The organism is Sorangium sp. So ce394, from assembly GCF_051474665.1.
GTDB lineage: Bacteria > Myxococcota_A > Polyangia > Polyangiales > Polyangiaceae > Sorangium > Sorangium cellulosum_D.
The window spans coordinates 1758600-1783923 of sequence record NZ_CP150339.1 but is presented as its reverse complement, the minus strand read 5'-3'; the positions used below and the strand labels follow the sequence as shown (position 1 = coordinate 1783923).

19 protein-coding genes are annotated in these 25324 nt (G+C 71.3%); 13 read left to right on the top strand and 6 right to left on the bottom strand.

Annotated elements, in window-relative coordinates:
- The first annotated feature begins 234 nt into the window (after positions 1-234).
- The 5 genes from WMF33_RS06520 (at position 235) to WMF33_RS06500 (ending at position 7390) form a co-directional block, all read left to right on the top strand.
- A complete protein-coding gene (locus WMF33_RS06520) occupies positions 235-1323 on the top strand; it encodes a Gfo/Idh/MocA family protein (protein WP_437336316.1) in 1089 nt (362 codons plus the stop codon).
- Positions 1320-2330: an NAD-dependent epimerase/dehydratase family protein gene (locus WMF33_RS06515; protein WP_437336315.1), complete on the top strand. Its 1011-nt coding sequence runs from the start codon at positions 1320-1322 to the stop codon at positions 2328-2330. Before WMF33_RS06520 ends, WMF33_RS06515 begins: the two co-directional genes overlap by 4 nt.
- Positions 2327-4852: a hypothetical protein gene (locus tag WMF33_RS06510; protein WP_437336314.1), complete on the top strand. Its 2526-nt coding sequence runs from the start codon at positions 2327-2329 to the stop codon at positions 4850-4852. The genes WMF33_RS06515 and WMF33_RS06510 overlap by 4 nt, the downstream gene beginning before the upstream one ends.
- A gap of 73 nt (positions 4853-4925) precedes the next feature.
- The gene (locus WMF33_RS06505; protein WP_437336313.1) at positions 4926-5891 is read left to right on the top strand and encodes a hypothetical protein; all 966 of its coding nucleotides are present in this window, start codon (positions 4926-4928) and stop codon (positions 5889-5891) included.
- Positions 5892-6013: 122 nt separating this feature from the next.
- Positions 6014-7390 (top strand): O-antigen ligase family protein, encoded by a 1377-nt coding sequence (locus WMF33_RS06500; RefSeq protein WP_437336312.1) that lies wholly within the window; start codon positions 6014-6016, stop codon positions 7388-7390.
- A 62-nt stretch (positions 7391-7452) separates the two neighbouring features.
- Here WMF33_RS06500 and WMF33_RS06495 read toward each other — a convergent pair whose 3' ends face one another.
- Positions 7453-8184 carry a sugar transferase gene (locus tag WMF33_RS06495; RefSeq protein ID WP_044985571.1) on the bottom strand — a complete coding sequence of 244 codons (732 nt, stop codon included), beginning with the start codon at positions 8182-8184 and terminating at the stop codon, positions 7453-7455.
- Positions 8185-8249: 65 nt separating this feature from the next.
- On the opposite strand from WMF33_RS06495, the gene WMF33_RS06490 reads away from it, so the two are divergent.
- From WMF33_RS06490 to WMF33_RS06470, 5 genes are all read left to right on the top strand, one after another.
- The gene (locus WMF33_RS06490) at positions 8250-8837 is read left to right on the top strand and encodes an ATP-binding protein (protein WP_148313353.1); all 588 of its coding nucleotides are present in this window, start codon (positions 8250-8252) and stop codon (positions 8835-8837) included.
- Positions 8834-9133, top strand: a complete 300-nt coding sequence (locus WMF33_RS06485; RefSeq protein ID WP_044985570.1) for an STAS domain-containing protein — start codon at positions 8834-8836, stop codon at positions 9131-9133. The genes WMF33_RS06490 and WMF33_RS06485 overlap by 4 nt, the downstream gene beginning before the upstream one ends.
- Before the next feature lie 335 nt (positions 9134-9468).
- Entirely contained in the window at positions 9469-11025 is a 1557-nt protein-coding gene (locus WMF33_RS06480) for a GumC family protein (protein ID WP_061621413.1), read from the top strand.
- Positions 11018-12853: a CpsD/CapB family tyrosine-protein kinase gene (locus tag WMF33_RS06475; RefSeq protein ID WP_437336311.1), complete on the top strand. Its 1836-nt coding sequence runs from the start codon at positions 11018-11020 to the stop codon at positions 12851-12853. Before WMF33_RS06480 ends, WMF33_RS06475 begins: the two co-directional genes overlap by 8 nt.
- 88 nt (positions 12854-12941) lie before the next feature.
- Positions 12942-14318 carry a hypothetical protein gene (locus WMF33_RS06470; protein ID WP_437336310.1) on the top strand — a complete coding sequence of 459 codons (1377 nt, stop codon included), beginning with the start codon at positions 12942-12944 and terminating at the stop codon, positions 14316-14318.
- Between the two features lie 250 nt (positions 14319-14568).
- Here the strand turns inward: WMF33_RS06470 and WMF33_RS06465 are convergent, their stop codons facing one another.
- The 4 genes from WMF33_RS06465 to WMF33_RS06450 all read right to left on the bottom strand — a co-directional run bounded on the left by WMF33_RS06465 (position 14569) and on the right by WMF33_RS06450 (position 20186).
- Positions 14569-16263, bottom strand: a complete 1695-nt coding sequence (locus WMF33_RS06465) for a SpoIIE family protein phosphatase (protein WP_020733221.1) — start codon at positions 16261-16263, stop codon at positions 14569-14571.
- A 316-nt stretch (positions 16264-16579) separates the two neighbouring features.
- Positions 16580-17914, bottom strand: coding sequence for a nucleotide sugar dehydrogenase (locus tag WMF33_RS06460; RefSeq protein WP_437336309.1), 1335 nt, complete (start codon positions 17912-17914; stop codon positions 16580-16582).
- A gap of 185 nt (positions 17915-18099) precedes the next feature.
- Positions 18100-19581: an oligosaccharide flippase family protein gene (locus WMF33_RS06455; RefSeq protein ID WP_437336308.1), complete on the bottom strand. Its 1482-nt coding sequence runs from the start codon at positions 19579-19581 to the stop codon at positions 18100-18102.
- A gap of 2 nt (positions 19582-19583) precedes the next feature.
- The gene (locus tag WMF33_RS06450) at positions 19584-20186 is read right to left on the bottom strand and encodes a polysaccharide biosynthesis/export family protein (RefSeq protein ID WP_236644468.1); all 603 of its coding nucleotides are present in this window, start codon (positions 20184-20186) and stop codon (positions 19584-19586) included.
- A gap of 254 nt (positions 20187-20440) precedes the next feature.
- On the opposite strand from WMF33_RS06450, the gene WMF33_RS06445 reads away from it, so the two are divergent.
- Genes WMF33_RS06445 through WMF33_RS06435 form a run of 3 tightly spaced genes read left to right on the top strand, consistent with a single transcriptional unit; the run spans position 20441 to position 23912 of the window.
- Positions 20441-21661 carry a 3-dehydroquinate synthase gene (locus WMF33_RS06445; protein WP_437336307.1) on the top strand — a complete coding sequence of 407 codons (1221 nt, stop codon included), beginning with the start codon at positions 20441-20443 and terminating at the stop codon, positions 21659-21661.
- Positions 21658-23028: a metabolite traffic protein EboE gene (gene eboE, locus WMF33_RS06440; RefSeq protein ID WP_437336306.1), complete on the top strand. Its 1371-nt coding sequence runs from the start codon at positions 21658-21660 to the stop codon at positions 23026-23028. Before WMF33_RS06445 ends, eboE begins: the two co-directional genes overlap by 4 nt.
- Positions 23029-23030: 2 nt before the next feature.
- Positions 23031-23912, top strand: a complete 882-nt coding sequence (locus WMF33_RS06435) for a UbiA family prenyltransferase (RefSeq protein WP_437336305.1) — start codon at positions 23031-23033, stop codon at positions 23910-23912.
- Between the two features lie 34 nt (positions 23913-23946).
- Here WMF33_RS06435 and WMF33_RS06430 read toward each other — a convergent pair whose 3' ends face one another.
- A complete protein-coding gene (locus tag WMF33_RS06430; protein ID WP_437336304.1) occupies positions 23947-25320 on the bottom strand; it encodes an alkaline phosphatase family protein in 1374 nt (457 codons plus the stop codon).
- Positions 25321-25324: the final 4 nt, after the last annotated feature.

Below are 25324 nucleotides of genomic sequence, written 5' to 3'. Positions count from 1 at the left end.
TGCGCCGCGCAGCCTACCCGAGGCCGCCGCGACCGTCACGAGGCTCGTCCACGCCGCGCCGCGCGCGCGGAGGCGCGGGCGCGGCGCGCTCGACGCGGGCGCGCGACCTCGACGTCGCCTCCTCGCCCGGCGGCCCCGCGCGTTGGGTGGTGCCGGCCACCCCCGCGCGCGGGGTGGCGACAAACCCGAGAGCCTAGCTCTCGCCTGCCCCGTTGCGGTACGCTCCGCCGCCCCATGACCCTCAAAATCGCGATCGTCGGCTGCGGCAAGATCGCCGACGGCCACATAGAAGAGATCCAGAAGATGCCGGAGCGGGCTCGGGTCGTCGCCGTATGCGACCTGGAGCTCCTGATGGCCGAGCAGATCGCGGTGCGCTACGGCATCCCGAGCCACTACGACTCGTTCGACCGGATGCTCGACGCCGAGAAGCCCGACGTCGTCCACATCACCACCCCTCCGCAGTCGCACCTGTTCCTCGCGCGGCGGGCCATCGAGGCCGGCGCCCACGTCTACGTGGAGAAGCCGATTGCGCTGAACCTCTCGGACGTGCGGCGCCTCATCGAGCTCTGTACCGCCGCCGGGAAGAAGATGACCGTCGGCTGGGAGTACAACTTCGATCCGCCGGCCATCGAGATGCGGCGGCTCATCGGCGACGGCGTGCTCGGCGAGCCCGTCCACGTGGAGAGCTGCTTCGGCTACAACCTCTCCGGCCCCTTCGGCGCGGCGCTCCTCGGCGACGGCTCGCACTGGGTCCATCGCCTCCCGGGCAAGCTGTTTCACAACAACATCGATCACCTGCTGAACAAGATCGTCGAGTTCGTGGACGACGAGCAGCCGAAGGTGACCGCCACGGCCTACGCGCTCCGGGAGAAGCGGTTTGGCGACGCCCGCGACGACATGCTCGACGAGCTCCGCGTCACGGTGCAGGGCGCGCGCGTCAGCGCCTACGGGACCTTCTCGTCGCACGCGCGGCCGCCCGGGCACTTCCTCCGCGTCTACGGCACGAAGAACACGCTCCACGTCGACTACACGAGCCGCACGGTCACGCTCGACGCGTCGCCGAAGCTCCCGAGCGCCATCGGGCGCGTCGTCCCCGCCTTCGATCAGGCCCTCTCGTACCTGCGCGAAGGGGGCAAGAACGTGGCGCGGTTCGCCCGCAGCGACTTCCACTTCTTCTCGGGGATGAACCGCCTGTTCGGGCTCTTCTACGACAGCATCACGCGGGGCGCCGAGCTGCCCATCTCGTACCGGGACATGATCCGGGTCGCGTGGATGATGGATGAGATCTTCCGGCAGGTCCCGCAGGAGAAGGCGCGCACATGAAAGTCCTTGTCACCGGCTCCAACGGCTTCCTTGGGTCGGCCCTCGTCGACCGGCTGCTCGCCCACGGCGAGACCGACCTCCGCTGCCTCGTCCGCCCCGCGAGCAACCGCGCGCGGCTCGAGGAGATCGAGCAGCGCCGCGGCGTCCCCCTCGAGGTCGTCGTGGGCTCCCTCGCCACGAAGGAGGCCGCCGAGCGCGCGGTCGAGGGCGTCGACGTCGTCTACCACGTCGCCGCGGCCATGGGCGGCGCGCCCGCCGACATGTTCCTGAACACCGTGGTCGCCTCGAAGAACCTGCTCGAGGCGCTGGTCCACACCGGGAGGTCGCCGCGCGTCGTCCTCATCAGCTCCTTCGGCGTCTACGGCGTGGCCGACCTCCCGCGGGGGTACATCGTCGACGAGAACACGCCCCTCGAGGCGAAGCCCGCGCAGCGGGATCTCTACTCGCAGGCGAAGCTCCGGCAGGAGAAGCTCTTCTGGGAGTACCAGGCGCGCTACGGCTTCCCGCTCACGGTGCTCCGCCCCGGCGTCATCTACGGCCCGGGCGGCAACGCCTTCTCCAGCCGCGTCGGGATGAGCCTGTTCGGCGTGTTCCTGCACCTCGGCGGCAGCAACATCCTGCCGCTCACGTACGTCGACAACTGCGCCGAGGCGATCGCCGTCGCCGGCCGGAGCGAGGTCGCGAAGGGGCAGGTCTACAACGTCCACGACGACGACCTGCCCACGGCCGACGTCTACCTCGCCCGCTACAAGCGCGAGGTGAAGCCGATCCGCTCGCTCACGGTGCCGTATTTCGCCCTCGCCCGGATATCGAAGCTCGTCGAGCGCTACCACGCCTACTCGAAGGGGCAGCTGCCGGCGATCTTCACGCCCTACAAGGCCGCGACCTCGTGGAAGGGGAACCGGTTCGACAACACGAAGCTGAAGGCGCTCGGCTGGAAGCAGCTCGTCTCCACGGAGGAGGGCCTGCAGCGGACGTTCGCCTATCTCCGGGACCGCGCGACATGACGCGTCGGCGGTGGTTTGCGTCGTGCGCGCCCCTCGCGCCGCTCGCGCCGGTCACGCTAGCGCTCGGCCTCGCGGGCCTCTCCGCCGGCTGCGACCGGCGGATGACCCCGGGGCCCCCCGCGGTCCACAGCGGCGCGGACCCGCAGACGCAAGCCGCCGCCGCGGCCGTGCAGGCGGCGGCGCCGGGCGTCGCGGCGCCGCGCTTCGAGGCGCCGCCGGCCCCGCCCGCCGCGCCGGTCACGGGGCACCCGCGGCTCTGGGTGCGCGCGGCCGACCTGCCGAAGCTCCGGGCGCGCGCCACGCCGGCGAACCCGATGTTCAAGGAGCTCGCCGCCGTCGCCGCCGAGGCCGCGGCCGCGATGGACAAGGGCAGCATCCCCTCCGAGGGCGACTGCGAGTTCAGCCGCGTCTACTGCGAGGCGCACGCCGAGCTCTTCGCCTTCATGTCGCTCGTCTCGAGCGACGAGGCGGCCCGCAACGACTACGCCGCCCGCGCGCGGAAGATCCTCCTCTACATCGTCGACCGCGTGAACAAGGCGGATCCGAAGGATCCCTTCAACCACCCCAAGTTCTCGACCGGCGACCGCGCCCGCTGGGCCGGCGAGTCGTTCGGCCTCACGGTCGACTGGATCTACGGGTACCTCTCGCCCCAGGACAAGGCGGCGATACGGCCCGTCTTCCTGCGCTGGGCGGAGGCCCAGCTGACCTCGTCGACGACGAGCCACGACCACCCCGAGCCGGCGGGCAAGCTGAACGACCCGGCCCTGCTGAAGGAGCCGCGGAAGCGCAGGTACGCCGTGAACAACTACTTCACGTCGCACATGCGCAACCTCGCGCTGATGTCGCTCGCGTTCGACGAGGCCGACGATCCGCCGGCCCCGAACCACAAGGGCACCTACCCGCGGCTCAGGGACTACTTCGCCAACGTCACCGGGGCGTGGCTCTACATGACCGACAGCGTCCTCCGGAACGACGCGCGGGGCGGCACGCCGCCGGAGGGCTTCCAGTACGGCCCCGCGACGCTCGCCTACGTGACCCAGACGCTGCTCGCCATCCAGACGGCCGGCGAGGCCGACCCGGCGAAGTGGGGCCCGCAGGTGCACCTCGACGGCAACCCCTTCTGGCACGAGTTCATCCCGGCCCACCTCCACAGCCTGAGCCCCGCCGCGCCGGCGGGGCGGATCGGGCCGACCCACGAAGCCGCGTGGACGGGCGACGGCCAGCGCTACGAGTACACCGATCACATCGATCCGTTCGCGGCGCTCGGCCTCCACGCCCAGAACAGCGGCAACGCCGAGCGCCTCAACGCGCTGCGCTGGATGGCCGTCCACGCGGGCCCGGGCGGCGCCGCCGGCCTCGCGCGGCGCGCCCGCTCGCAGCTCGGCCAGGTCCACAAGCGCCACTCGATCCTGTACTTCCTGCTGATCGACCCGGCGGTCACCCCGACCGATCCGCGCCCCTCCGTCCCGCTCACGCACTACGGCCCCGGCATGGGCCAGGTGTTCGCGAGGACGAGCTGGGGCCCCGAGGCGGCGTGGTTCCAGTTCCAGCTCGGCTGGGAGCACATCGACCACCAGCACGGCGACGGCCTGAGCTTCGGCTTCTACCGCGGCGGCGAGTGGCTCACGAAGGAGCGCATCGGCTACGGCGCCTTCTTCGGCAACTCCGAGCAGCACAACACCCTCGCCGTCGAGAACGACAGGAACCGCCGCCACGACGACCCGAACCGCGGCGGCCTGTGGCAGCGCGGGTCCCAGTGGCCGCTCGTGCACACGCACGATCCCCGGGTGCTCGCGAAGAGCTTCGCCGAGGACTACGTCTACGTCCTCGGCGACGCGACCGCGCTCTACAACTCCGACTACGAGGACATCCACGACGTCACGCACGTCAGCCGCTCGCTCGTGTGGCTCAAGCCGGACCACCTCGTCATCTACGATCGCGCCGCGACGGGCAAGGCGGGGCGGTTCAAGCGGTTCTTCCTGCAGACGCCGAGCGCCGCGCAGATCGCGGGGAAGCTCGCGACCGTCACGACGCCCAAGGGGCAGAAGCTCTTCGTGACCGCGCTGCTGCCGGAGAGCGCCGTCCTCGTGGCCGAGCCGTACAAGCCGACCGGCACCTGGGACACCAAGCCGGCCGAGTTCGAGCCGATGCTCGCGACCCTGAGGACCGAGCCGCCGGCGCCGATGCCGAAGGACGCGCGCTTCCTCCACGTGATCGAGGGGGCCGCCGCGGGCGCCGCGGCGCAGCCGGCGACGCTCGTGCGCACGAAGCAGGGCACGCCGTACGCGGGCGCGGCGGTGAAGGGCACCCTGGTCCTGTTCCCGGTCGCGCTGGGCGCCGTGTCCCAGGTGCAGTTCACCTCGCTGCCCGGCGTCACGAGGCACCTCGTCACGGGGCTCACCCCCGGCGCCTCGTACGACGTGATCAGGAAGCCGGCGAGCGGCGGGGACGAGATCACGATCCGCCCCGGCTCCGGCGCGAACGCTGCCAAAGCCGACGAGGGCGGCGTCCTCGCGCTCTGAGCCGGCGGCTTGTCCTCGGCGCGCCGCGCTGCGATAATTTAGCTTCCCTGCCCACGTCCTCCACGGAGATGCCATGAGCAAGAAGCACCTCGTGTCTGCCGGCGCATTCCTCGTCGCGCTGGGCGCCCTGTTCATCCCCATCGAGGGCAAGGCCCCCGCCGCCACCGGCCCCATCGCGAAGGCCGGCTCGCTCGACCTGTCGGGCTTCTCGAGCGCCCCGCCCGGCGCCCCGCTGGATCTGCTGTTCATCCACCACTCCGTCGGCGGCCAGCTGCTCGCGGACCCGGGCCCCGAGAAGGAGAAGGCGTCGTGCGTCTACGAGACGCACCCGAACGGCGGCGGCCTCAAGAAGCGGCTCATCGAGCAGGGCTACCGCGTCCACGAGGCCTCCTACGGCAGCGCGATCGGCGAGGACACCGACCTCTTCCACTGGGCGCCCAAGTTCCGCGACAGGATGGACAGCGTGCTCCGGGTCGCGCTCAACGACCAGAAGCACCCGGACGGCGTGGTCAACCGGATCGTCGTCTTCAAGTCCTGTTATCCGAACAACCGCTTCGTCGGCGAGGGCGCCGCCCCCGGCAACCCGGCCGGCCCGGAGCTGACCGTCTGGAACGCGAAGGCCACGCTCTCGTCGCTCCTGCCCGAGCTCGCGAAGCGCAAGGACACGCTGTTCGTCTACATGACCGCCCCGGCCAACATCCTCAAGCGCTCGAAGGAGCCCGCCTGGAAGTGGACCGCGAAGAAGATCCTCGGCAAGCCGTCGGAGGCCGAGGTCGCGCAGCGCCAGGCCGACCTCGCCCGCTCGTTCAACAACTGGGTCAAATCGCCCGAAGGCTGGCTCAGCGGTTATCCCGAGAAGAACGTGGTCGTCTTCGACTACTACGACGTGCTCACGAACAAGGGCGAGTCCAACTTCTCGCAGCACGGCTCGGAGGGGAACACCGACAACCACCCCTCGCGCGAGGGCAACGAGAGGGCCGCGGACGAGTTCGTTCCGTTCCTGAACCAGGCCGTGCGCCGCATGGGCCTCACCACGTAGCGTCGCGCGCGCGGCGACGGCGATCGCTCCGGGAGGCGCCGGCGCAAGCCGCTTGACGCGGGCCGCGATCCTCCGGAACGTCCCCCTCCACCCGAACCGCGTCTTCGCTGAGGACCCTCGTCATGCTCGCGCTCCCCGGGGTCATCCTTCTCATCATCTTCATCTACGGCAGGCCCCAGGAGTGGGACGAGCGCTTCGAGAGCCTGCCGTTCCTGTACCTCTGGCTCGCCCTCGCCTTCATGGGCATGGGCCTCGACCTCGCCCTGGGCAAGGTCAGGCTGAGGGCGACCCCGCAGCTGCGCTGGGCGATCGTCGTCTACTTCTGGTGCGTGCTCACGCTCGGCCTGCGGAACCCCGCCGAGTTCTCCGAGGGCTTCGTCTCGATCAGCGTGACGTTCGTCCTCTTCTTCCTGATCGGGCACAGCCCCGAGGGCTTCAAGGGCTTCCAGAAGCTCGCCGGCACGGTGCTCATCATGGGCCTCTTCGTGGCGGGCGTCGCGGTGCACCAGGGGTTCTCGTCGTTCCAGTGCCTCGCGATGACGCAGACCATCGGCGGCTCGCGCGGCGAGGCCGGCATCCCCGACGGCCGGCCCTGCGAGATGCGCGTGGACTGCCGCGAGGGCCCCGGCGCCGATCCCGAGGCCGAGTACCTGTGCGAGCGCGTCGGCCTCTTCAAGACGTCGACGATCAACGGCCGGGTGCGCTGGCGCGGCGTGCTCCAGGATCCGAACGAGCTCGCGCTCACGTCGGGCATCGTCCTGCCGTTCAGCTTCGCCCTGTTCGAGCAGAAGCGCTCGTTCACGCGCGCGCTCCTGGTCCTCGTCTCGCTCCTCGTGATCGCGACCGCGATCATCCTCACGCAGTCGCGCGGCGGCCAGCTCGTCTTCGCGACGGTGCTGGGCGTCTACTTCGTCAAGAAGTACGGCGTCCGCGGCGCGATCTTCGGCGCGGTCTTCGCGGCGCCGCTCATGCTCTTCGGCGGCCGCGGCGGCGGCGAGGCGGACGAATCGGCGAACGAGCGCACGGAGATCCTGGCCGAGGGCCTGCTCATCTACCGGGCGTTCCCGCTGATGGGCGCGGGCTTCCGCCAGTTCACGGAGCACCACTGGCTCACCGCGCACAACGCGTACCTCCTCGCGCTCTCGGAGCTCGGTCCGCTCGGGATGTTCGCGTGGACGGCGATGATCTACCTCACGCTGAAGATCTCGCTGGTCGCGCTCAAGCGGTACGAGCACGGCGCCCAGTTCGCGACGATCCGCGCCTGGGCCATGGCGGTCATGGCCGGGTTCTGCGGGATGATGGTCGGGATCTTCTTCCTCTCGTTCACCTACCACTACGTGCTCTGGATCTACTTCGGCCTCGCGGGGGCGCTGTACTGCGCCATCCGGAGCGTCGATCCGAACTTCTCGATCCGGCTCGAGAAGCGCGACGTCTACCGGCTCATCCTGGCCGACCTCGCCATCGTGCTGGTGATCTTCGTGCTCAGCAAGCGAGCGTAGCTCCGCCCGCCGGCGATCCCGCCGGGGATCGCTGGCGCGCGGAGCTGGGGCGGCCGCGCCGGTCAGCGCCCGAGGCCGAGGACCATCACGAGCGGCGTCTTCAGGATGATCGAGAGCTCCATCGACAGGAACGTCGAGAGCTTCTCGAGCGACGCGGCGTACGCGAGGTCGAACAGCAGCTTCATCCGCATGTCGTCGGCCTCGGCCCCCTCCGCCTCCTCGAGGCCGAACGGGTTCGTCAGCGTCGCCTCGAACGCGGCGACCTCGCTCTCAGCCGGGGCGCGGCCGGTGTAGCCCAGCGACACCTGCGCGAGCCCCGTGATGCCCGGCTTGATGTCGCGCATCCGCTCCTCGAAGAACGGGATGGCGAGCGCCAGGTTGACGAGCAGCTCCGGCCGCTCGGGGCGCGGCCCCACGATGCTCATGTCGCCCATGAGCACGCTCCAGAACTGCGGGATCTCGTCGAGGCGCGTCTTGCGCAGGAAGCGCCCGACGCGCGTGATGCGCGGGTCGTCCTGCTGCGCGAGCACGGGCCCGGTCATCTTCTCGGCATCCACGCGCATGGAACGGAACTTGCGCATATGGAATTCGACGAACCGCGGGTAGCTCACGCCATCCCGCACTTCCGTGCCGATCAGCATGCCCGCGCGGCGCTGCATGTAGAAGATCGGCCCGGGCGACTCGAGGTAGATGGCCGCGCCGATGATCGGGTAGAGCGGGAGGGTCAGCGTGAGACCCACGAGCGAGCCCGCGATGTCGATCGCACGTTTCGCTACACGAACGCCAGGTGTCACTGTTTACCTTGTGGCTCCCATAGTCGAGAACGTGGTAGGGTACAAGCTCGGATGGAGGTTTGGGCGTGATCCGACTCCGCGTACCAGGTTCGTTGACCTATCGCCACCTCGCCCTCCGCGTGGTGGCGGCCGCATGCAAGATGGCCGCGCCTGGGAGGGTCGAAGGCGGATCGCCCGGCCTGACCCAGGAAGACTTCGAGGACCAGACAGTCTCGGCGTTCGGGGAGGCGTTCAACAACATCGCGATTCATGGATACCGGGCTGGCCCGCCCGGCGACGTGGACATCGAGATCGAGTCCGACGCGGACGGCATCATCATCCGCCTGATGGACACGGGATGCAGCTTCGACCCCGCGGCCATCGACAACCCTCCCATCGACGACCTCCCCGAGTCCGGCATGGGGCTCTTCATCATCAAGTCGTTCATGGATGAGGTCGATTACTGTCCCGGCAGCCCGAATGTCCTCCGCCTCGTGAAGCGGCGGGAGGGCAGCTCGTGCGTCGCCGGCGACGGCAGTGAAGGCAGCAGCGAACAAGAGCATTCCGATGCCGATTTCGCCGAGGCGACGGGGCATCGGACGAGCAGTTTCCGAATGCGGAGCGTCTCCCGCTTGGGCGCAGCCCGCGCCGCTGGGGGAATCAAAATCCAATGAGCTATACGCGGACCGATAACGGCAATGAGACGGTTGTGCAGTTCGAGGGGACCCTCGACGCGGTGACCGCACCGGAGTTCAGGACGTTGGTGGACGAGCTGGTGGCCGAGAACCGGCAGAACATCACGCTCGAGCTCTCGTCCCTCCGGCTGATCGACAGCTCCGGCGTCGGCGTCATCGTCTCGCTGTTCAAGCGGGTGCGAGCCAACGGCGGTCAGGTGCGCATCGTGGGCCTCCGGGATCAGCCGCGCGCCATCTTCCGCCTGCTGCGCCTCGATCGGGTGTTCCCCACGTGACGCTCCGGGGCGGCGCGCTCGCCGCCGGCCCCGCGGCAGCGGCCGGTGCCGCGCGCGGGGCGGGGGCGCGCGGGGGCGGGGGTGCGCGGGCGGGGGCGCGCGGGGACGAGGGCGCGTGGGGACAAGGGCGCGCCGCGCGCCGTGATCCTGGCCACGCCGCCTCACGCTTGTGCCGGGGGCGTGATGGGCTCGGGGCCGCGTGCGGCGAGCGCGGGCCGCGTGCAACAAGCTGGCGCTCGGGCGGCGCACGTCTACGATAGGCAGCCGTCCGCCGGACGTAGGTGCGCGTTCTCCGGGTCGGGCGGAGCAAGGGCAACCTTCGAGGAGCGCGAACAATGGACAAGAAGATGAACCAGCAGACCTCCGGGCCTCTCCCGCCCCAGGAGGCGCTCGGGGCGCTTCCCGTCGATGCGACGGCGCGACCTGCGGGTCCGCAGCCGCCCAGCATCAGCGCGATGATCAACCGGACCCTGGCGCACTGGTACGTGGCCGTGCTCGTGGCGCTCGCGGGGATCGCCTTCACGGTGCTCGTCGTGCAGTCGAGGAAGCCCGCGTACCGCTCCGAGACGGTGATCTTCTACCGGGAGGGCGTGAAGGCGACGTACCTCGGGCCGGACGGGCCCGACCCGCTCCGCACCCTCTCCGCGCGGCTGAAGGAGACGCTGCTCGCGCGCTCCAACCTCGAGAAGGTCGTGACCGAGTTCAACCTCTTCCCCGACGTCCTCGAGAAGCGGGGCATGGTCGACGCGGTCGACCGGCTCCGCATGAAGATCACCTTCAAGGCCCGCTCGACCGACACCTTCGCGATCTCGGCCGAGGGGGAGACGCGCGAGCAGGCGCAGGAGGTGACGCAGCGGCTCGCCGACATCCTCGTCGAGGAGACGACGCGCATGCGCAGGTCGCAGGCGAAGCTGACCAACGAGTTCCTCGACGCCGAGCTGAAGCGCGCCGAGCAGGACGTCGAGAAGGCGGAGACCGAGCTCGCGGCGTTCCTGGCCGAGCACCCCGAGTTCGCCGCCGAGCAGGCCGCGCCGGGCGGCGCGCAGACCGGCGCCGCCATCCGCGCGCAGGAGCGCCGCTCGACCACCACGGACCCGACGCTGGAGGCGCTCGAGCGGCAGGCGCCCCGCCTGCGGGCCCGGCTCACCGGCAAGCCGGAGCAGGCGGCGCCGAGCGTCGGGGGGGCGCCCTCCCCCGTGCTGGTCCGCCAGAGGGATCAGGCCGAGCAGGAGCTCGCGACCGCGCGGCGGGACCTGGCCGACAAGCAGTCCCGGTTCACCGAGCAGCACCCGGACGTCCGGGCCGCGGCCGCCCGCGTGAGCAACGCCGAGGCGGCGCTGCGGCGCGCCGAGGAGGCGCTGATCATGCCGCCCGCGCCGGTCGTGGAGGTCGCCGCGACCGACGAGGCCGAGAAGGCGAAGATCAAGGCCCAGCTCGCGAAGATCGAGCGGGAGATCGCCGCGCGCAGGAGCGCGAAGATGGGGAACCCGGCCGACGCGAGCGAGACGGCCAAGGCGATCATCAACACCGAGACCGAGTGGTCGCGGCTCAGCCGCGAGAAGGCGCGCGCGCAGCAGCGGCTCGCCGACCTCGAGGGCAAGTCGTTCCGCGCGGAGATGGCCGCGAGCTCGGAGCAGGGCGGCTACTCGGCGCAGATCGAGGTGCTCGACCCGGCGTACAGGCCGAGCGCGCCCTCGAGCCCGTCGCGGCTGATCCTCGCCATCGCGGGGCTCTTCGTGTCCGTCGCGGCCGGGATCGCCGCCGCGGCGGCGCGTGGCATCGTGCTCGACGATCGGGTTTACGACATGGAAGATATCGATCGAATGGCGCTCGCTCCGGTGCTCGTCGTCGTACCGGCCAACGCGCGCGGGCCCCGAGGACGCCGTGGCTGAAACAGGCGGAGCTGAGCCGGGGAAGCCCCCGCCGGTCGCGTCTCTGGAGCGGGCGCTCGATCAGGTCTGCGACTTCCTGAGTCGCGCGGAGCAGACCGCGCGGGTCCGCGCCCTCGTCATCGAGGCGCGCCGGCTCCGCAACGTGGTCGGCAACTGGCGCTCGATCGCGCCGGATCCGGACGTGCGCGAGGAGATGATCGCCCGCGTCCTGCGCCTCGCCAACGACGCCGAGGACGTGGTCTCGGCGGAGCGCCCGAGCCAGGACGACTCGGGCGCCGCGTTCGACTCGCCGACCATCCGCCATGACCTGCCGCACGCGGGGCAGCACGGGATGGGGCTGCGCCTCGGCCCCGGGCCGGCGGCGGCCGGCGGTCATCCCGGCATGCAGGCGCCGCTCCGGTCGCCGCCCCAGGCGGCGGCGATGTTCCTGGCGGGGCTGTCCGGGGAGCACGGGGAGCACGGCGCGCCTCACGGCCACGCGGCGATGCACGGCGTGCCCGCGCCCGCGCTGCCGCCCGGCCCCGAGCGGCCCTACGCGGCCCCGGTGGTGACGCGCGTCGTCGACCTGAGCGCCACGCTGAGCAGCCCCGGGCTCGCGCCGAGCGGCCCGGGCGCGCCGGCGATGCCGGTGCCGATCGAGCGGGTCATCGCGCCGCCGGCGCGCGACGTGGGCGTCCGCGAAGCGGCGCCGCACGCCGCGGGCGCGCCGCACCTGGAGCGCTCGTTCAGCGGGACGTTCCCCTCGCCCCCGTCGCTCGTCTTCGACCGCGTGGTGCCGGGCGCCGCGCGCGAGGTGACGGTGCGCGAGGTGCCGCCGCCGCAGCCGCAGCAGCCGCCGCCGCCCGAGAGACCGCTGGAGCGCTCGGGCACCGCCACGTTCTCGTCGCCGCCGTCGCTCATCTTCAACCGCGTGGTGTCGACCCCGGCGCAGCAGGCCGTGGACGCGAAGCTGCAGTCGCTGGATCCGACGTTCGAGGAGCCGCCGTCGCTGCACATCGAGCACATGCGCTCGCTGCCGAGCGGCCCGGAGAACGCCGGGCTGCTCCCGGAGGAGGGCCTGGGCGGCTTCGGCGAGGTCACCGTGCGCCCGCTGCCGCTGCCGGACGCCGTGGCTCCGAGCATCGTGATGATCCACGCGCCGTACTCGCCGCAGGCGGACGCCTACCGGACGCTCCGGCGCAAGCTGCCGTCGGCCGTCGGGACCACGATCGCCGTGACGAGCGCCGGGCCGGGCGAGGGCAAGACGTCGTGCGCCATCAACCTGGCGCTCGCCCTGCGCGAGACCGTCCGCGGGAAGATCCTCCTCGTCGAGGCGAACATCCGCCAGCCCGGCATCGCGAAGGCGCTGCGGTTCGATCCCCCGAGCTGCTTCAGCGAGCAGCTCCAGCGCCACGCCGCCGATCGGTTCGCCCCCTGGGTCGTGGTCGACCAGGCGGCGCCGGCGCCCGCCGTGGCGCCCGGCGACGACGGCCTCGACTCGTCGGACAGGAACGCGGCGCCGGCGGGCGGCAGGTCGCCGGACCCGAGGCTCTCCCTCCAGACGCCGGTCCACATCCTGGCCGTCGACCCGCGCACGGAGCGGCCGCCGATCCTCGACGCGGTGGCGTTCTCGAGCGCGATCGAGAGCCTCAAGCGCGCGGGTTACTCGTACATCATCATCGACACGCCCCCCGTGCTCGGCAGCATGGACATGAACGTGATCGGCGACTCGGTGGACGGTGTGATCCTGACGTCGCAGGTCAAGAAGTCGACCCGCAAGGCGATCCGCCAGGCCATCGAGCAGCTCCGGCCGGCGCCCATCCTCGGTGTCGTCCTGCTCGACGCCTGAGGGCATGGCGCGCGGCCCGCGGCTTCCCTGCTCGAAAGGTCGGGGAGGCGTAGCCGAGCGCCGGCTCCATTGTTACCTTGCGGCCCTCATGCGCTCCGGACGAGGCATTGCGGTCGCGGCCTTCGGCTGCGCGATCCTCACCCACGACGACGCTCGAGCGCAGGACGCGTATCTCCAGGGCGTCTTCACGGGCTCGATCGGCGTCACCGACAACGTGAGCTCGGCGGCCGAGCCCCCGGCCGGGCCCGGCCCCGACGCCGACGGCTTCGGGACCGTGAGCCCCGGCCTGATCTTCACCTACACGACGCCGCGGACCTCGCAGACGCTGTCGTACACGTTCTCGGCGAGCTTCTTCTTCCGGCACTGGGAAGCGAGCTCGTACTCGAACATGGCCATGTGGTCCGGCCGCTTCGTCACGTCGCCGAGGACCACGCTGACGCTCGGCGCGGCCGGGTCGCAGGGCCAGCTCAACACCTTCCAGCTCGAGCAGACGCCGGGGACCACGACGATCCAGGGCACCGCGGGCGGGACGACGAACTTCGTGCAGGCGTCGTTCAACGAGGGGTTCTCGTTCCAGCCGTCGCCGGTCTGGGCGCTCGGGCAGGGGGCGACGTTCCTCGTCTACAACCCGCTCCAGGATCTCCCGCAGCGCACGTTCACCGTGTCGAACACGCTGAGCGCGCAGCGCATCTTCCGCCACGACACCGTGTCCGGCGCGCTCTCGGTCGGCTACACCCACTTCGACAACGTCCCGGTGACCGCGGACACGGTCGAGGATCGCGATCAGCTCCTGACCACGCTCGTGGCGAGCTGGCAGCACGACCTCGGCCGCCGCTTCTCGAGCCAGCTCGACGTCGGCGGGGTGGTCGCGACGGACCTGACCGGCGGCGCCGATTCGCTCGTGCGGCCGGCGGGGCTCGCGGCGCTGCGCTACACGCACGACCGTGGCGAGGCCGAGCTCGCGTACGCCTACACGGCCACGCCCAACGTCTTTTTGCAGCAGATCCAGCTCTCGCACCAGCTGACGCTCCGCGCCGCCGCGCCCCTCCGCCCGGCCTGGCACCTGTCGGTCGAGGGCTCGGCCGGCGGTCAGATCGCGCAGCCGCTCGAGGCGAACGCGGCCGGGGAGCTCGTGACGGGGCCGACCACGATCGCGGTGCTCACCGACGTGGCCTTGCTCTGGAGCCCCGTCGTCGTCATCCCGGATTTCGCGCTCGCGCTCCGGTACCAGCACACGAACCAGCGCACCGAGGCGAGGACGTCGGCGCTCCCCGAGCGCATCGTCCGGAACGCGGTCCTCGTGTCCGTGTCGGGCGCGTTCCCGCGGCGGATGGAGCCCGGCTCGCGCATCACGATGACCCAGCCGTTCGGCTCCGCGGGCCCCGTGGGGCCGCCTCACCGCGATCCCACGCCGATCGAGCCGCCCGAGGGCACGGAGCCGTCGGCCAGCGACGCCGCGCCCTAGTTCCGCCCGCCAGGGATCCGGAGAGAGAGTTCAACGCAAAGGCGCAAAGACGCAAAGACGCAAAAAAGATTTGTAGTTTTGCGCCTTTGCGCCTTTGCGCCCTTGCGTTTGTTTCTCTTCGCTCGCGAGGCAGATCCCTGGCGGGAGTTCTGACCCGCGGTACTAGCACCGCGTCGCCGACGCTCGTCCCGGCCCCGCGCCCACCGTAGGCCCCCTCCCCCGGGGCCGGGCAGCTCGGCAAGACCTCGGGTCAGGTACGCCGCGCGAGCAGGAACGCCCTATCGTCCTCGGGCAGCTGGTCCCCGCGGAACTCCTCGAGCATCTGCGTGAGCTTGTCGGCGATCGACGCCACCGGCCGCCCCGCGCTCGCCGCGCACAGCTTGGCGAAGCCGGTCCCGAGCGCGTGCAGCCCGAGCATCTGCTTCGACGAGTTCCGCAGCTCGGTGAGCCCGTCCGTGTACATCGCGAGCACCTCGCCCGGCGCGAGCACGCTCTGGTGCGCCTCCATGGGCACCGGCCCGATGCCGAGCGCCGGGTTGACCGCCGCCTGGAGGTGCCGCAGGCCGCCCTCCGCGGTCGCCACCAGCGCCGGCGGGTGCCCCGCGTTGACGCACTCCATGCGGCCCGTCGCCGGGTCCAGGGCGACCGCCACCATCGTCACGAACGACTGCTCCGGCAGGTACTCGCAGAGGTAGGCGTTCAGCCGGTCCATCATGCCCGTGATGCCGCGGCCCGCGTCGACCGTCGCCCGCACCATCGTGTGCACGCTCGACCCGATGAGCGCGGCCTGGAGCCCCTTGCCGCAGACGTCCGCCACCGCCAGCATCAGCCGGCCGTCGGGCATCGGGACGATGTCCACGTAGTCGCCGCCGACCCACCGGCACGGCTCGAAGCCGAGCGCCACGTCGAGCGCCTTGAACTCCAGCCGCTTCGGGACGAACGTCCGCTGGATCTGGTGCGCCATCTCGAGCTCGCGCTCGATCGCCGCGTGCGCCTGCGCGTGGCGCCGCGCCTCCCACGCCGACTCGGCCTGCTGGTAGACCTCCGCCGCGAGCGCGATGAGCCCGAGCCACTCGACGCTGCCGAAGTCGGGCGGCAGGGTCACGTAGAGCAGGTTCATCAGCTGCTCCTCGACGCGCAGCGGACAGGCGACGACCCAGAGCGCCATGACGTCGCGCGACATCGTGAGCTCGACCGTGGCGCTGTCGCTCACCAGGTTGCCGGCGAGCACCGGCTCGCGCGTGTCCTGCACGGCCGCGAGCACGCGGCGCGAGATGTACGGCGGGGCGACCGAGTCCTCGCGCCGGAGCGACTGGAACGGGCGGTGCGGCCCGGACAGGATCGTGAGCGCGCCGTTCTGCCGGAGCCGCAGCGCGAGCGCCATGCTGCCGTGGAAGTCCTCCCGGACCATCAGCTGGCAGAGCGCGTCGAACCGGTCCGTGGCGTCCTCGATGCTGAGGAGCCGCCGCGACAGGTCCATCAGGGTGAACAGGTGCTTCGCGGCGATCCGCGGCGGGTCGAGCTCGCCGAGCTTGCGGATCGCGGTCGGTTTGTCCTCCTCGAAATGGAGCCCGCCCGGGTCGAGCGGCACGCGGGGGGCGCGCGCCGTGAGCTGGAACTCGAGGATGTAGTCGCCGATCCCGATGCGATCTCCCGGCTTCAGCACCTTCTCGTTGATCCGCTCGTCGTTGACGAGCGTGCCGTTGGTGCTGCCGAGGTCGCGGATCCACCACCGGCCGAACGGATCGCAGAAGAGCTCCGCGTGGCGCCGCGAGACCGTGTAGTGGTCGAGCGTGAGCTGCACGCCCGGCGCCCTGCCGATGACGATGTGCGACTCGGTCAGCGGCCGCCGCGTCCCCGGGAGATCGCCGAGCCGGATCTCCAGGTGCCCCTTCCAATCCGAGCTCGACGGCGCAGGGCCCAGGTTCTCATCTGCAGGCGACATCGTTCGACCTGGCCCGACCATGGGCGGCGGCGTGGACATGGACCGTCTTCGATGGGTACCGAACCGGCGCCCTGACATCAAGGGGATGCTCGCGATTTCGCGAGCGCAGCGAGATCCGCGTACGTAAAGGCCGTTGTTCAGGCGTTCGCAGGCGCTCGCGGGCGCCCGCGAGCGTTTCCGCGCCGCGGCGCCCACAGCGCGGGCGCTTTGCGACACGCCGCGGCGCGGGCGGGCGAGGCGGCGAGGACGTCGCCGATGGGTGCCCGGTCACCAAACCGCCGCACCCGCCGGCGCGTGCCGCTCGGGGCGTCCTCGGCTAGGCCTTGATCACCTTGGGGTGCACGTTGCGGTACACGCCGCGGGCGTCGACGATCAGGGCGGCGTGGTTGAGCACGAAGTCGTAATCGACCACGGAGTGATCGGTGACGACCATGACCGCGTCGTGGCTCTTGAGGGTGGCCTCGTTGAGGGGCACCGACGAGAGCTCCGGCAGGTGCGGCCAGGTGCGCATGCGCGGCAGCTTGGGCACGTGCGGGTCGTGGTAGCTGAGCACGGCGCCGAGGCGGCGCAGGAGCTCGATGATCTCGAACGCGGGGCTCTCGCGCGGATCGTCGATGTCCTTCTTGTAGGCGACGCCGAGGAGCAGGACCTTCGTGCCCTTCATCGGCTTGCCGCGCTCGTTCAGCCCGAGCTGGAGCTTGTTGACGACGTAGTGCGGCATCTCGACGTTCACCTCGCCCGCGAGCTCGATGAACTTCGTGGACACGCCGAACTCGCGTGCCTTCCAGGCGAGGTAGAACGGATCGAGCGGGATGCAGTGGCCGCCCCAGCCCGGGCCCGGGTTGAACCGCATGAAGCCGAACGGCTTGGTCGAGGCGGCGTCGAGCACCTCCCAGACGTCGATGCCCATGGCGTCGTAGACGACCTTGAGCTCGTTCACGAGGGCGATGTTGATGGCCCGAAAGATGTTCTCGGTGAGCTTCGCCGCCTCGGCCGCGCGCGCCGACGACACGGCCACGGTGCGCGCGATCGCCTGGGAGTACAGCGCCTGCGAGAGGACCAGCGACGCGCGATCGACGCCGCCGACGACCTTCGGGATGGTCGCGGTGCTGTGATCGCGGTTGCCCGGGTCCTCGCGCTCGGGCGAGAAGGCAAGGTAGAAATCCTCGCCCATGCGGAGGCCTGATTGCTCGAGGATGCCCTTGACCAGCTCGTCGGTGGTGCCGGGGTACGTGGTCGACTCGAGGACGACGAGCTGCCCCTTCCGCAGCCGCTCCTTGATCTTCTGGGCCGAAATGACGACGTAGCTCATATCGGGCTCCCGCTGGGCGGTCAGCGGGGTGGGGACGCAGATGAGGATGGCGTCGGGCTCGTTGAGCCGGCCGAAGTCCGCCGTCGCCTCGAACCGACCCGTCTTGGATGCCGCCGCGACGCGCGAGGGATCGAGGTGCTTGATGTAGCTCTTCCCCTCGCTGAGCGCGGTGACCTTCTCGGGGTCGACGTCGAAGCCCAGCACGCGGAAGCCCTTCTCGATGAACGTGAGCGCCAGCGGCAGGCCGACATAGCCCATGCCGATGATGCCCACCTGGGCTTCGCGCGAGTTGATCTTCGCCAGGAGGCTCTCGACCGCGGCGGGATGCGTCTCTGCCATTTCCTTTGATCTCCAGTGGTGGAGGGGAGCCGCCACGCGGATCCCGACCCATGTTGAAGAGAGGGGCCCGACGCTACCACAGGCCCCCAAATTTCGCTCGATTGTCGAAAGGGGTCCCACGGTCGACCGTGAAGCGCCAGCGGCCGGCAGCCGTCAGCCGTCAGCCAGCAACCGCGCGTCACACGTCAGCGACGGCGGCGCACCGCCTCGCGGGCGAGCTGGAGGAAGTCGCGCGACGCCTGCCGCGCGATGATCAGCGCGGAGCCGGCGAAGACCAGCGCGCCCGCGAGGACCTCGGCGCCGAGGCGGAAGCCGCGGGGCAGCTCGCCGAGCGGCCGTATGGCGTAACGGACGGCGAGCACAGCAATGACCATGGGCACGCACGCGACCAGCGGGCGGACCAGCGGGCGCAGCAGCCGCATGTACGGCACGCCGTCGGCGCGCTTCACCACCCAGAGGCTCCCGAGGGCGTGCACCCCGAACGCGACGCCCACCCCGGCGCACGCCCAGAGGACGCCGCCGATCGTGCCGAGCAGCGCGATGCCGCTGACGATCGCGACCACCTTGAGCCACTCCAGGACCATGATCGCCCGCGTCCGGCCATAGACCTGCATGTACGAGGACATGACCCAGCCGATCGGGCGGGTGACGCCGAGCGCCGACAGCACGGCGAGGAGCGGGCCGGCCGGCTCCCAGGCGTCGTTGAAGAACGTGTCGTTGAGGATCGTCGGGGCGACCGCGCCGAGGCCGACGGCGAGCGGGAAGATGAGCAGCGAGAGCAGCGTGAGCGCGCGGACCAGGGCGACCTTGCGCTGCTCCGGCTCGAGCTTCGAGAACGACGGGACGAGCACGTCGCCGATGCGCTCGCCGACCTGCGAGGCCGGGATGTCGGCGAGGTTCCACGCGAGGTTGTAGAGCCCGCCGACGTGCTCGCCGAACAGCCGGATCATGACGAGGTTGTCCCACTTCGAGGCCCCGAAGTTCGCCAGCGACCCGAAGTTGAGCGGGATGCCGAAGGCGAACAGGTCGCGCGCCTTCTCGCGCGACAGCGGGCTCGGCGTCAGCCACTCGGCGAGGCTCACCGCCGGGACCGTGGTGACGACGCGGACGAGGGCGCGCAGGAGCGTCGCGACCACGATGGCGTTGCCCCCCCAGCCGCGCACGGCGAGGAGGACCGACGCCGCGGTGTAGGTGAGCTCGCCGGCCGCGTTGCGGAGGCTGACGCTGCGGAAGCGCATCTCGCGGATGAGCAGGCGATCGGGGACGTACCAGATCCGATCGATGAGCATCGCGACGATGAGCCCGGGCATGAACTCGAGCATCCCGGGCGCGCCGACGAGGTGCACCGCGATCGGCTCCCGGAGGAGATAGATGACGCCGATGGCGAGCAGCCCCGCCGCGTGGAAATAGACTGTGGCGTTGAAGACGGTCTGGCGGTCGAGCTGCGGCTGCGACGCGATGTACTGGCCGATGCCGAGGCTCGACACGAAGTGCGCCGTCATGATGACGACGGACGCGGCCGAGACCTCGCCGTACACGTCCGGCGCGATGAACCGGGTGAGGACGAGGGTGCCAATCAGCCCGATGACGCGCGAGCCGAGCCCGGTCGCGATCGTCCAGACCGCGCCGAGGACGGCCTTGCGGGCGAGCGCGGAGGAGCCGGCCACGATCAGGGCACGAAGACGGTATCGCCCGCCTTGAGCACGAGATCCTGCTCGGGCCGCTTGCGTGAGGCGATATCGTCGTAGTTGATGGGGATGTGCCGGTATTTGCCCGGGCTATCCATGCGGATGAGCAGGATCTGATCGGTCGAGGCGAACTGGTTCGGGCCGCCGGCCATCGCGAGCGCCTCGGAGACGGAGACGAAGTAGTTCGCGTTGAAGATGCCGGCGCGCGCGACGTTGCCGCTGACCACGAACCGGTAGCTGTTGATCCCGGTAACGGCGACGGTGATCACGGCCGTCTCGTCCTTCACGAACTCGGAGAGCCGCTTTTTCAGCTCCTCGCGCACCTGGGTCGGCGTCCTGCCGGAGACGTAGACGTCGCCGATGAGCGGCATCGTGATGTACCCGTCGGCCCTGACCAGCGCCTCGCTCGACAGGTCGGCCATGCGCCACACGTTGACCCGGATCTGGTCACCCACGCCGATCACGTACTCGTGCTTGCGCGGATCGTACTCCTTCGCGTAGTTCGCCGGGTTGTAGACGTACGTGGGCGCGCACCCGGCCGAGAGCGCGGCGAGCGCGAGGGCTGCCGCCGCTGTCAAAAGCACTCCTCTCATGAAGGACCGTTTCGTGGGACGGGTTGTGCCTTCCATGGGCGTCTGCATTGAGGAGGATGTCAGGCAGTACAGGGTTGCGATCACGAGGCGATCGCGGCCGTAGGGCCGCGCAGCTCACGAGCGGGGCCAGCATTGCAGGAAGGCCGTCCGCCGCCAAGGGGAAGTTTTCATCCTGCGGCAGGGCGCGGGATCCTCGCGCGGAACGAGCTTGACGGCCCGATGGCCGCTCTCAAAGCTCGGCTCTGATGCTGCTTCACGTCCAACGGATCGCCGTCCCCTTCGAGTACCCCGTCTACCTCACGGACGGCGTCTTTTCGCCGAGCAACGGCGATCTCGCGTCCGCCATCGCCTCGAAGGAGCCGCGCCGGCGCCACCGCGTGCTGCCGGTGATCGACGGCGGCGTCGCCGCGGCGTGGCCGTCGCTCGCGGAGGACATCGCGCGGTACGTGGGCGCGCACGCGGACAGGCTCGCGCTCGCGGCCGATCCGATCGTGGTGCCCGGCGGCGAGGCGGCGAAGAACGACGCCGCGGCGACGGCGGCGCTGCAGGCGAGGCTCGACGCGCTCGGGATGGATCGGCAGTCGTTCGTGATGATCGTCGGCGGGGGCGCGGTGCTCGACATGGCCGGCTACGCGGCGGCGACGGTGCACCGCGGCGTGCGGGTCGTGCGCGTCCCGACCACGGTGCTCGCGCAGGCCGACTCCGGCGTCGGCGTGAAGAACGGCGTCAACGCGTTCGGGAAGAAGAACCTGCTCGGCACGTTCGCCCCGCCGTTCGCGGTGATGATCGACCCGCGCTTCCTGGAGACGCTGCCCCTGCGCGACAAGGTGGCCGGGATGGCCGAGGCGGTGAAGGTCGCGCTGATCCGGGACGCGCGGCTGTTCTCGTGGCTGTCGGAGCACGCCCCCGCGCTCGCGTCGGGCGCGCTCGCGCCGCTCGCGGAGCTCGTGCGCCGCTCGGCGGAGATCCACCTCCAGCACATCGCGACCGCGGGCGATCCGTTCGAGCTCGGGAGCGCGCGGCCGCTCGATTTCGGGCACTGGGCCGCGCACAAGCTCGAGTCGCTCACGAGGCACCGGCTCCGTCACGGCGAGGCGGTCGCCATCGGCATCGCGATCGACACGCTGTACGCGGAGCTCGCCGGCCTCTGCGGCGAGGCGACGTCGGCCGCGGTGGTCTCGACGCTCGAGGCGCTCGGCTTCGCGCTGTGGGACGACGCGCTGGCGCTCGCCCGGCCGGGCGGCGAGCGGGGCGAGCGGCTCTGCGTGCTCGATGGGCTGGACGAGTTCCGCGAGCACCTCGGCGGCGAGCTCACGGTGACGCTCCTCGAGGACGTGGGGCGCGCGCGCGAGGTGCACGCGATGGACGAGCGGCACATCGTCGCGGCGATCGCGCGGCTCCGCGAGCGCGCCGGGCGGCGGGGCGCGCTCACGGCGGCCGGCGCGGCCGGGGCGGCGCGGTCGTGAGGCTCGCGTGCGCGGGGGCGCCGCACCTCACCTACTGCACGAACATCCACCCGGGCGAGACGTGGCCCGAGGTGAAGCGGAGCCTGGAGACGCACCTGCTCGAGATCTGGTCGCGCGCGGCGCGAGGGCGGGAGGGCGCGCCGGAGGGCAGAGGCGCGGAGCGCGCGGGGACCGCCGAGCGCCGCCGCTACGGTGTGGGTCTGCGGCTCTCGGCGCGGGCGGCGGCGGAGCTCGCGGCGCCGGCGGAGCTCGAGGCGTTCCGCGACTTTCTCGAGCGGAACGGGCTCTACGTGTTCACGCTGAACGGGTTCCCTTACGGCCGCTTCCACGGCGGGCCCGTGAAGGAGCGCGTGTACCTGCCGGACTGGCTCTCCGACGAGCGCCTCGCGTACAGCGATCTCCTGGCGACGCTCCTCGCCGCGCTCTTGCCGGCCGAGGAGGGCCTGATGGGCAGCGTCAGCACCGTGCCCGGCGCGTTCCGGCCGCGGGTGCGCGGGCGGGACGACGCGGAGGCGATGGCGCGGCGGCTGGTCCAGCACGCGGCGCACCTCGTCGAGATCCGCCGCCGCACGGGCAAGCGCGTCGCGCTGGCGCTCGAGCCGGAGCCGCGCTGCTTCCTCGAGACGACGCCCGAGGCGATCGGCTTCTTCACCGAGCACGTGTTCGCGCGGGAGCGGGCGCGGGAGCTCGCGGCGCTCTCCGGGATGAGCCTCTCGGCCGCGGAGGAGGCGCTCCGCGAGCACCTCGGCCTCTGCTTCGACGCGTGCCACATGGCGGTCGAGTTCGAGGACGCGCCGGCGTCGCTCGCGGCGCTCCGCGCGGCGGGCGTCGGCGTGCACAAGGTGCAGATCAGCGCCGGGCTGCGCGCGCGCGTGGCGGAGCGCGATCCGGCGACGATGGCGCGGCTGCGCGCGTACGCGGAGGACGTCGTCTACCTGCACCAGGTGGTCGAGCGCCGCGGCGGCGCGGCCGGGGGCGAGCTCGTCCGCTACCTGGATCTGCCCGAGGCGCTGTCCGCGCTCGAGGGCGCCGGCGCGGCGCCGCCGGAGGCGCGGCCGGAGGAGTGGCGCATCCACTTCCACATGCCGATCTTCCGGGGGTTCGAGGGCGCGCTCGCGACGACGCAGCCCGACCTCGCGGCGCTGCTGTCGCACCTCGGGGAGGTGCCCGCGACGCAGCACCTCGAGGTGGAGACCTATACCTGGGATGTCCTGCCGGAGGATCAGCGGCGCGGCGGCGTGGTCGAGGCGGTGGCGCGGGAGCTCCGCTGGGTGGAGGAGCGGATGGTGGCGGAAGGGAGCGGCGGCGCCGGAGCCGGAGCCGGCGATGACGGCGTCCTCGGCGCCGGCAGCGGAGAGAGGGTGTGACGATGAGCTCACGCGCGCGGGTGTATCTGCGGCTTGGCCGCGTCTCGAACTTGCCGACGGTCTGGACGAACGTGCTGTGCGGCATGGCGCTGTCCGGGGCCGGGGTGCGGGCGCCCGAGGTGGCGCTGGTGGGGTTCGCGGTGTCGCTGATGTACGTGGGCGGCATGTTCCTGAACGACGCGTTCGATCGGGAGATCGACGCGCGCGAGCGGCCCGAGCGGCCGATCCCGTCCGGCCTGGTGAGCGCCCGCGAGGTGTTCGCGGTGGGGTACGGCCTGCTCGGCGCGGGGGTGCTGCTCGTGGGCGGCCACGCGCACCTCGCGGGCCGGGGCGCGGCGCCGGCCGTGGCGAGCGCGCTGCTCGCGGGGGCGATCGTGCTGTACGACGCCTGGCACAAGGGGAACCCGCTGAGCCCGGCGCTCATGGGGCTGTGCCGCGTGCTGGTCTACGGGACGGCGGCGCTCGCGGCGGGGGGGCAGCTCGGGAGCGCGGTGCTCGGCGGGGGGATGGCGCTGCTCTTCTACCTGATCGGGCTGACGGCGATCGCGAAGCAGGAGAACTTGCTGGCCGTGCGCAGCCTGTGGGCGCTCGGCTTCATGGCGGTGCCGTTCCTCTACTCGCTCGGGGCGCCGCTCACGGGGCTCGTGGGGACGATCGCGTACGGCGCGCTCGCGGGCTGCGTGATCCACGCGGTGAGGCTCTTGCGGGGGACGCGGAGGGACCGGATCCCGCGCGCCGTGGTGACGCTCATCGCCGGGATATCGCTGCTCGACGCGGTGCTCATCGCGCGGACCGGGGCGCCGGGCGCCGGCGGCGCGGCGGCGCTGTCGCTGCTGGGATTCCCGCTGACGCTGGCGATGCAGCGGGTGGTGCGGGGGACGTGAGGCAGCGGGGGGCGAGGGCCCCCCGCCCCGCCGATCAATCGAACAGGTGGCTCAAGACGACCTTGCCGACGTCGGTGGCGTGGACGCTCTCCCCCGGCGGCAGCGAACCGCAGCTGGACATGAGCAGGGGTCCCCGCCCGGGCCCCTCGAGCAGCCGCCCGTGCGATCCCCGGACGAGCCCGGCGTCGAGCGGGATCACATCCATCAGGTACCGGAACCCGAGCTTCTTCTTGAGCAGCCTCCACGCGACGCTGGCCGGCAGGGCGCGCAGCGCGGGATCGGCGAACAGCTCGACGGGGTCGTAGCCGGGCTTGCGGTGGATATCGACGGTCCTCGCGTACTCGGGCGCCTTCTCGTCATCGAGCCAGTAGTAGTAGCTGAACCATCGATCCTCGCGTGAGACGGCGACGAGCTCGCCGGACCTCGGATGATCCAGGCCGGCGGCGCGCTTGCCCTCCTCGTCGAGGACGACGTCCACGCCGGGCAGCGCCTCGAGCAGCGCCTTCACCTCGGCGACGCGCTCCGGGCGGCGCACGTAGACGTGCGCGACCTGGTGGTCCGCCACCGCGAACGCCTCGGACGCGCCGGCGTCGAGCTTCTCGAGCCCGCGCTCGACCCGGACGCGCACGAGGCCCTGCTCCCGGAGCGCCCGGTTGATGTGCACGACCCCGGACACCCGCGTGATGCCGTATTCGGACAGGACGATCACCCGCGCGCCGTCCTTGCGCACGTGGTCGATCAGCTCGCCGCAGACGGCGTCCACGGCGCGTAGATCGTCCTGGATGGCGGGATCGTCCGGCCCGAGCCGCTGGAGGTTGTAATCGAGGTGCGGGAGATAGACGAGCGTCAGCGTCGGCCGCCGCGTGTCGTACACGTGGCGCGCGCACCGCGCGATCCACGCCGTCGACCGGATATCCGCGTTCGGGCCCCAGAAGTTGAAGAGCGGAAACTCGCCCAGCCGGAAGACGAGCTCATCGCGCAGCGACGCCGGCTCGGTGTAGATGTCCGGCAGCTTGAGCCCGTCCGCCCAGTAGATCGGCCTCGGCGTCACCGCGTAGTCGGCCGAGCTGTACATGTTGTACCACCAGAACAGCTTGGCGCAGGTGAAGGTCGGATCGCGGCGGCGCGCCGCCTCCCAGATCTTCTCCCCCGCCACGAGCTGGTTCGCCTGGCGCCACAGGTTCACCTCGGCGATGTCGCGGAAGTACCAGCCGTTGGCGACGCAGCCGTGCCCGCGCGGGAGGAGGCCTGTCGTGAAGGTCGACTGGACCGCGCACGTGACCGCGGGCAGCACGGTCTCCAGCGGGCGCATCGCCCCTTCGCGCGCGAGCCGCTGCAGGTTCGGCGTGGCGTCGCCGAGGAGATCGCCGGTGAGCCCGACGACGTTGAGGACGACGGTGCGGTGCATGGGC

Coding starts and splice junctions, on each gene's coding strand:
- WMF33_RS06505 (WP_437336313.1), top strand. CDS start 4,926: ATGAGCAAGAAGCACCTCGTGTCTGCCGGCGCATTCCTCGTCGCGCTG.
- WMF33_RS06465 (WP_020733221.1), bottom strand. CDS start 16,263: ATGTCGCCTGCAGATGAGAACCTGGGCCCTGCGCCGTCGAGCTCGGAT.
- WMF33_RS06480 (WP_061621413.1), top strand. CDS start 9,469: ATGGACAAGAAGATGAACCAGCAGACCTCCGGGCCTCTCCCGCCCCAG.
- WMF33_RS06435 (WP_437336305.1), top strand. CDS start 23,031: ATGAGCTCACGCGCGCGGGTGTATCTGCGGCTTGGCCGCGTCTCGAAC.
- WMF33_RS06445 (WP_437336307.1), top strand. CDS start 20,441: ATGCTGCTTCACGTCCAACGGATCGCCGTCCCCTTCGAGTACCCCGTC.
- WMF33_RS06520 (WP_437336316.1), top strand. CDS start 235: ATGACCCTCAAAATCGCGATCGTCGGCTGCGGCAAGATCGCCGACGGC.
- WMF33_RS06470 (WP_437336310.1), top strand. CDS start 12,942: ATGCGCTCCGGACGAGGCATTGCGGTCGCGGCCTTCGGCTGCGCGATC.
- WMF33_RS06510 (WP_437336314.1), top strand. CDS start 2,327: ATGACGCGTCGGCGGTGGTTTGCGTCGTGCGCGCCCCTCGCGCCGCTC.
- WMF33_RS06485 (WP_044985570.1), top strand. CDS start 8,834: ATGAGCTATACGCGGACCGATAACGGCAATGAGACGGTTGTGCAGTTC.
- WMF33_RS06515 (WP_437336315.1), top strand. CDS start 1,320: ATGAAAGTCCTTGTCACCGGCTCCAACGGCTTCCTTGGGTCGGCCCTC.
- WMF33_RS06500 (WP_437336312.1), top strand. CDS start 6,014: ATGCTCGCGCTCCCCGGGGTCATCCTTCTCATCATCTTCATCTACGGC.
- WMF33_RS06460 (WP_437336309.1), bottom strand. CDS start 17,914: ATGGCAGAGACGCATCCCGCCGCGGTCGAGAGCCTCCTGGCGAAGATC.
- WMF33_RS06430 (WP_437336304.1), bottom strand. CDS start 25,320: ATGCACCGCACCGTCGTCCTCAACGTCGTCGGGCTCACCGGCGATCTC.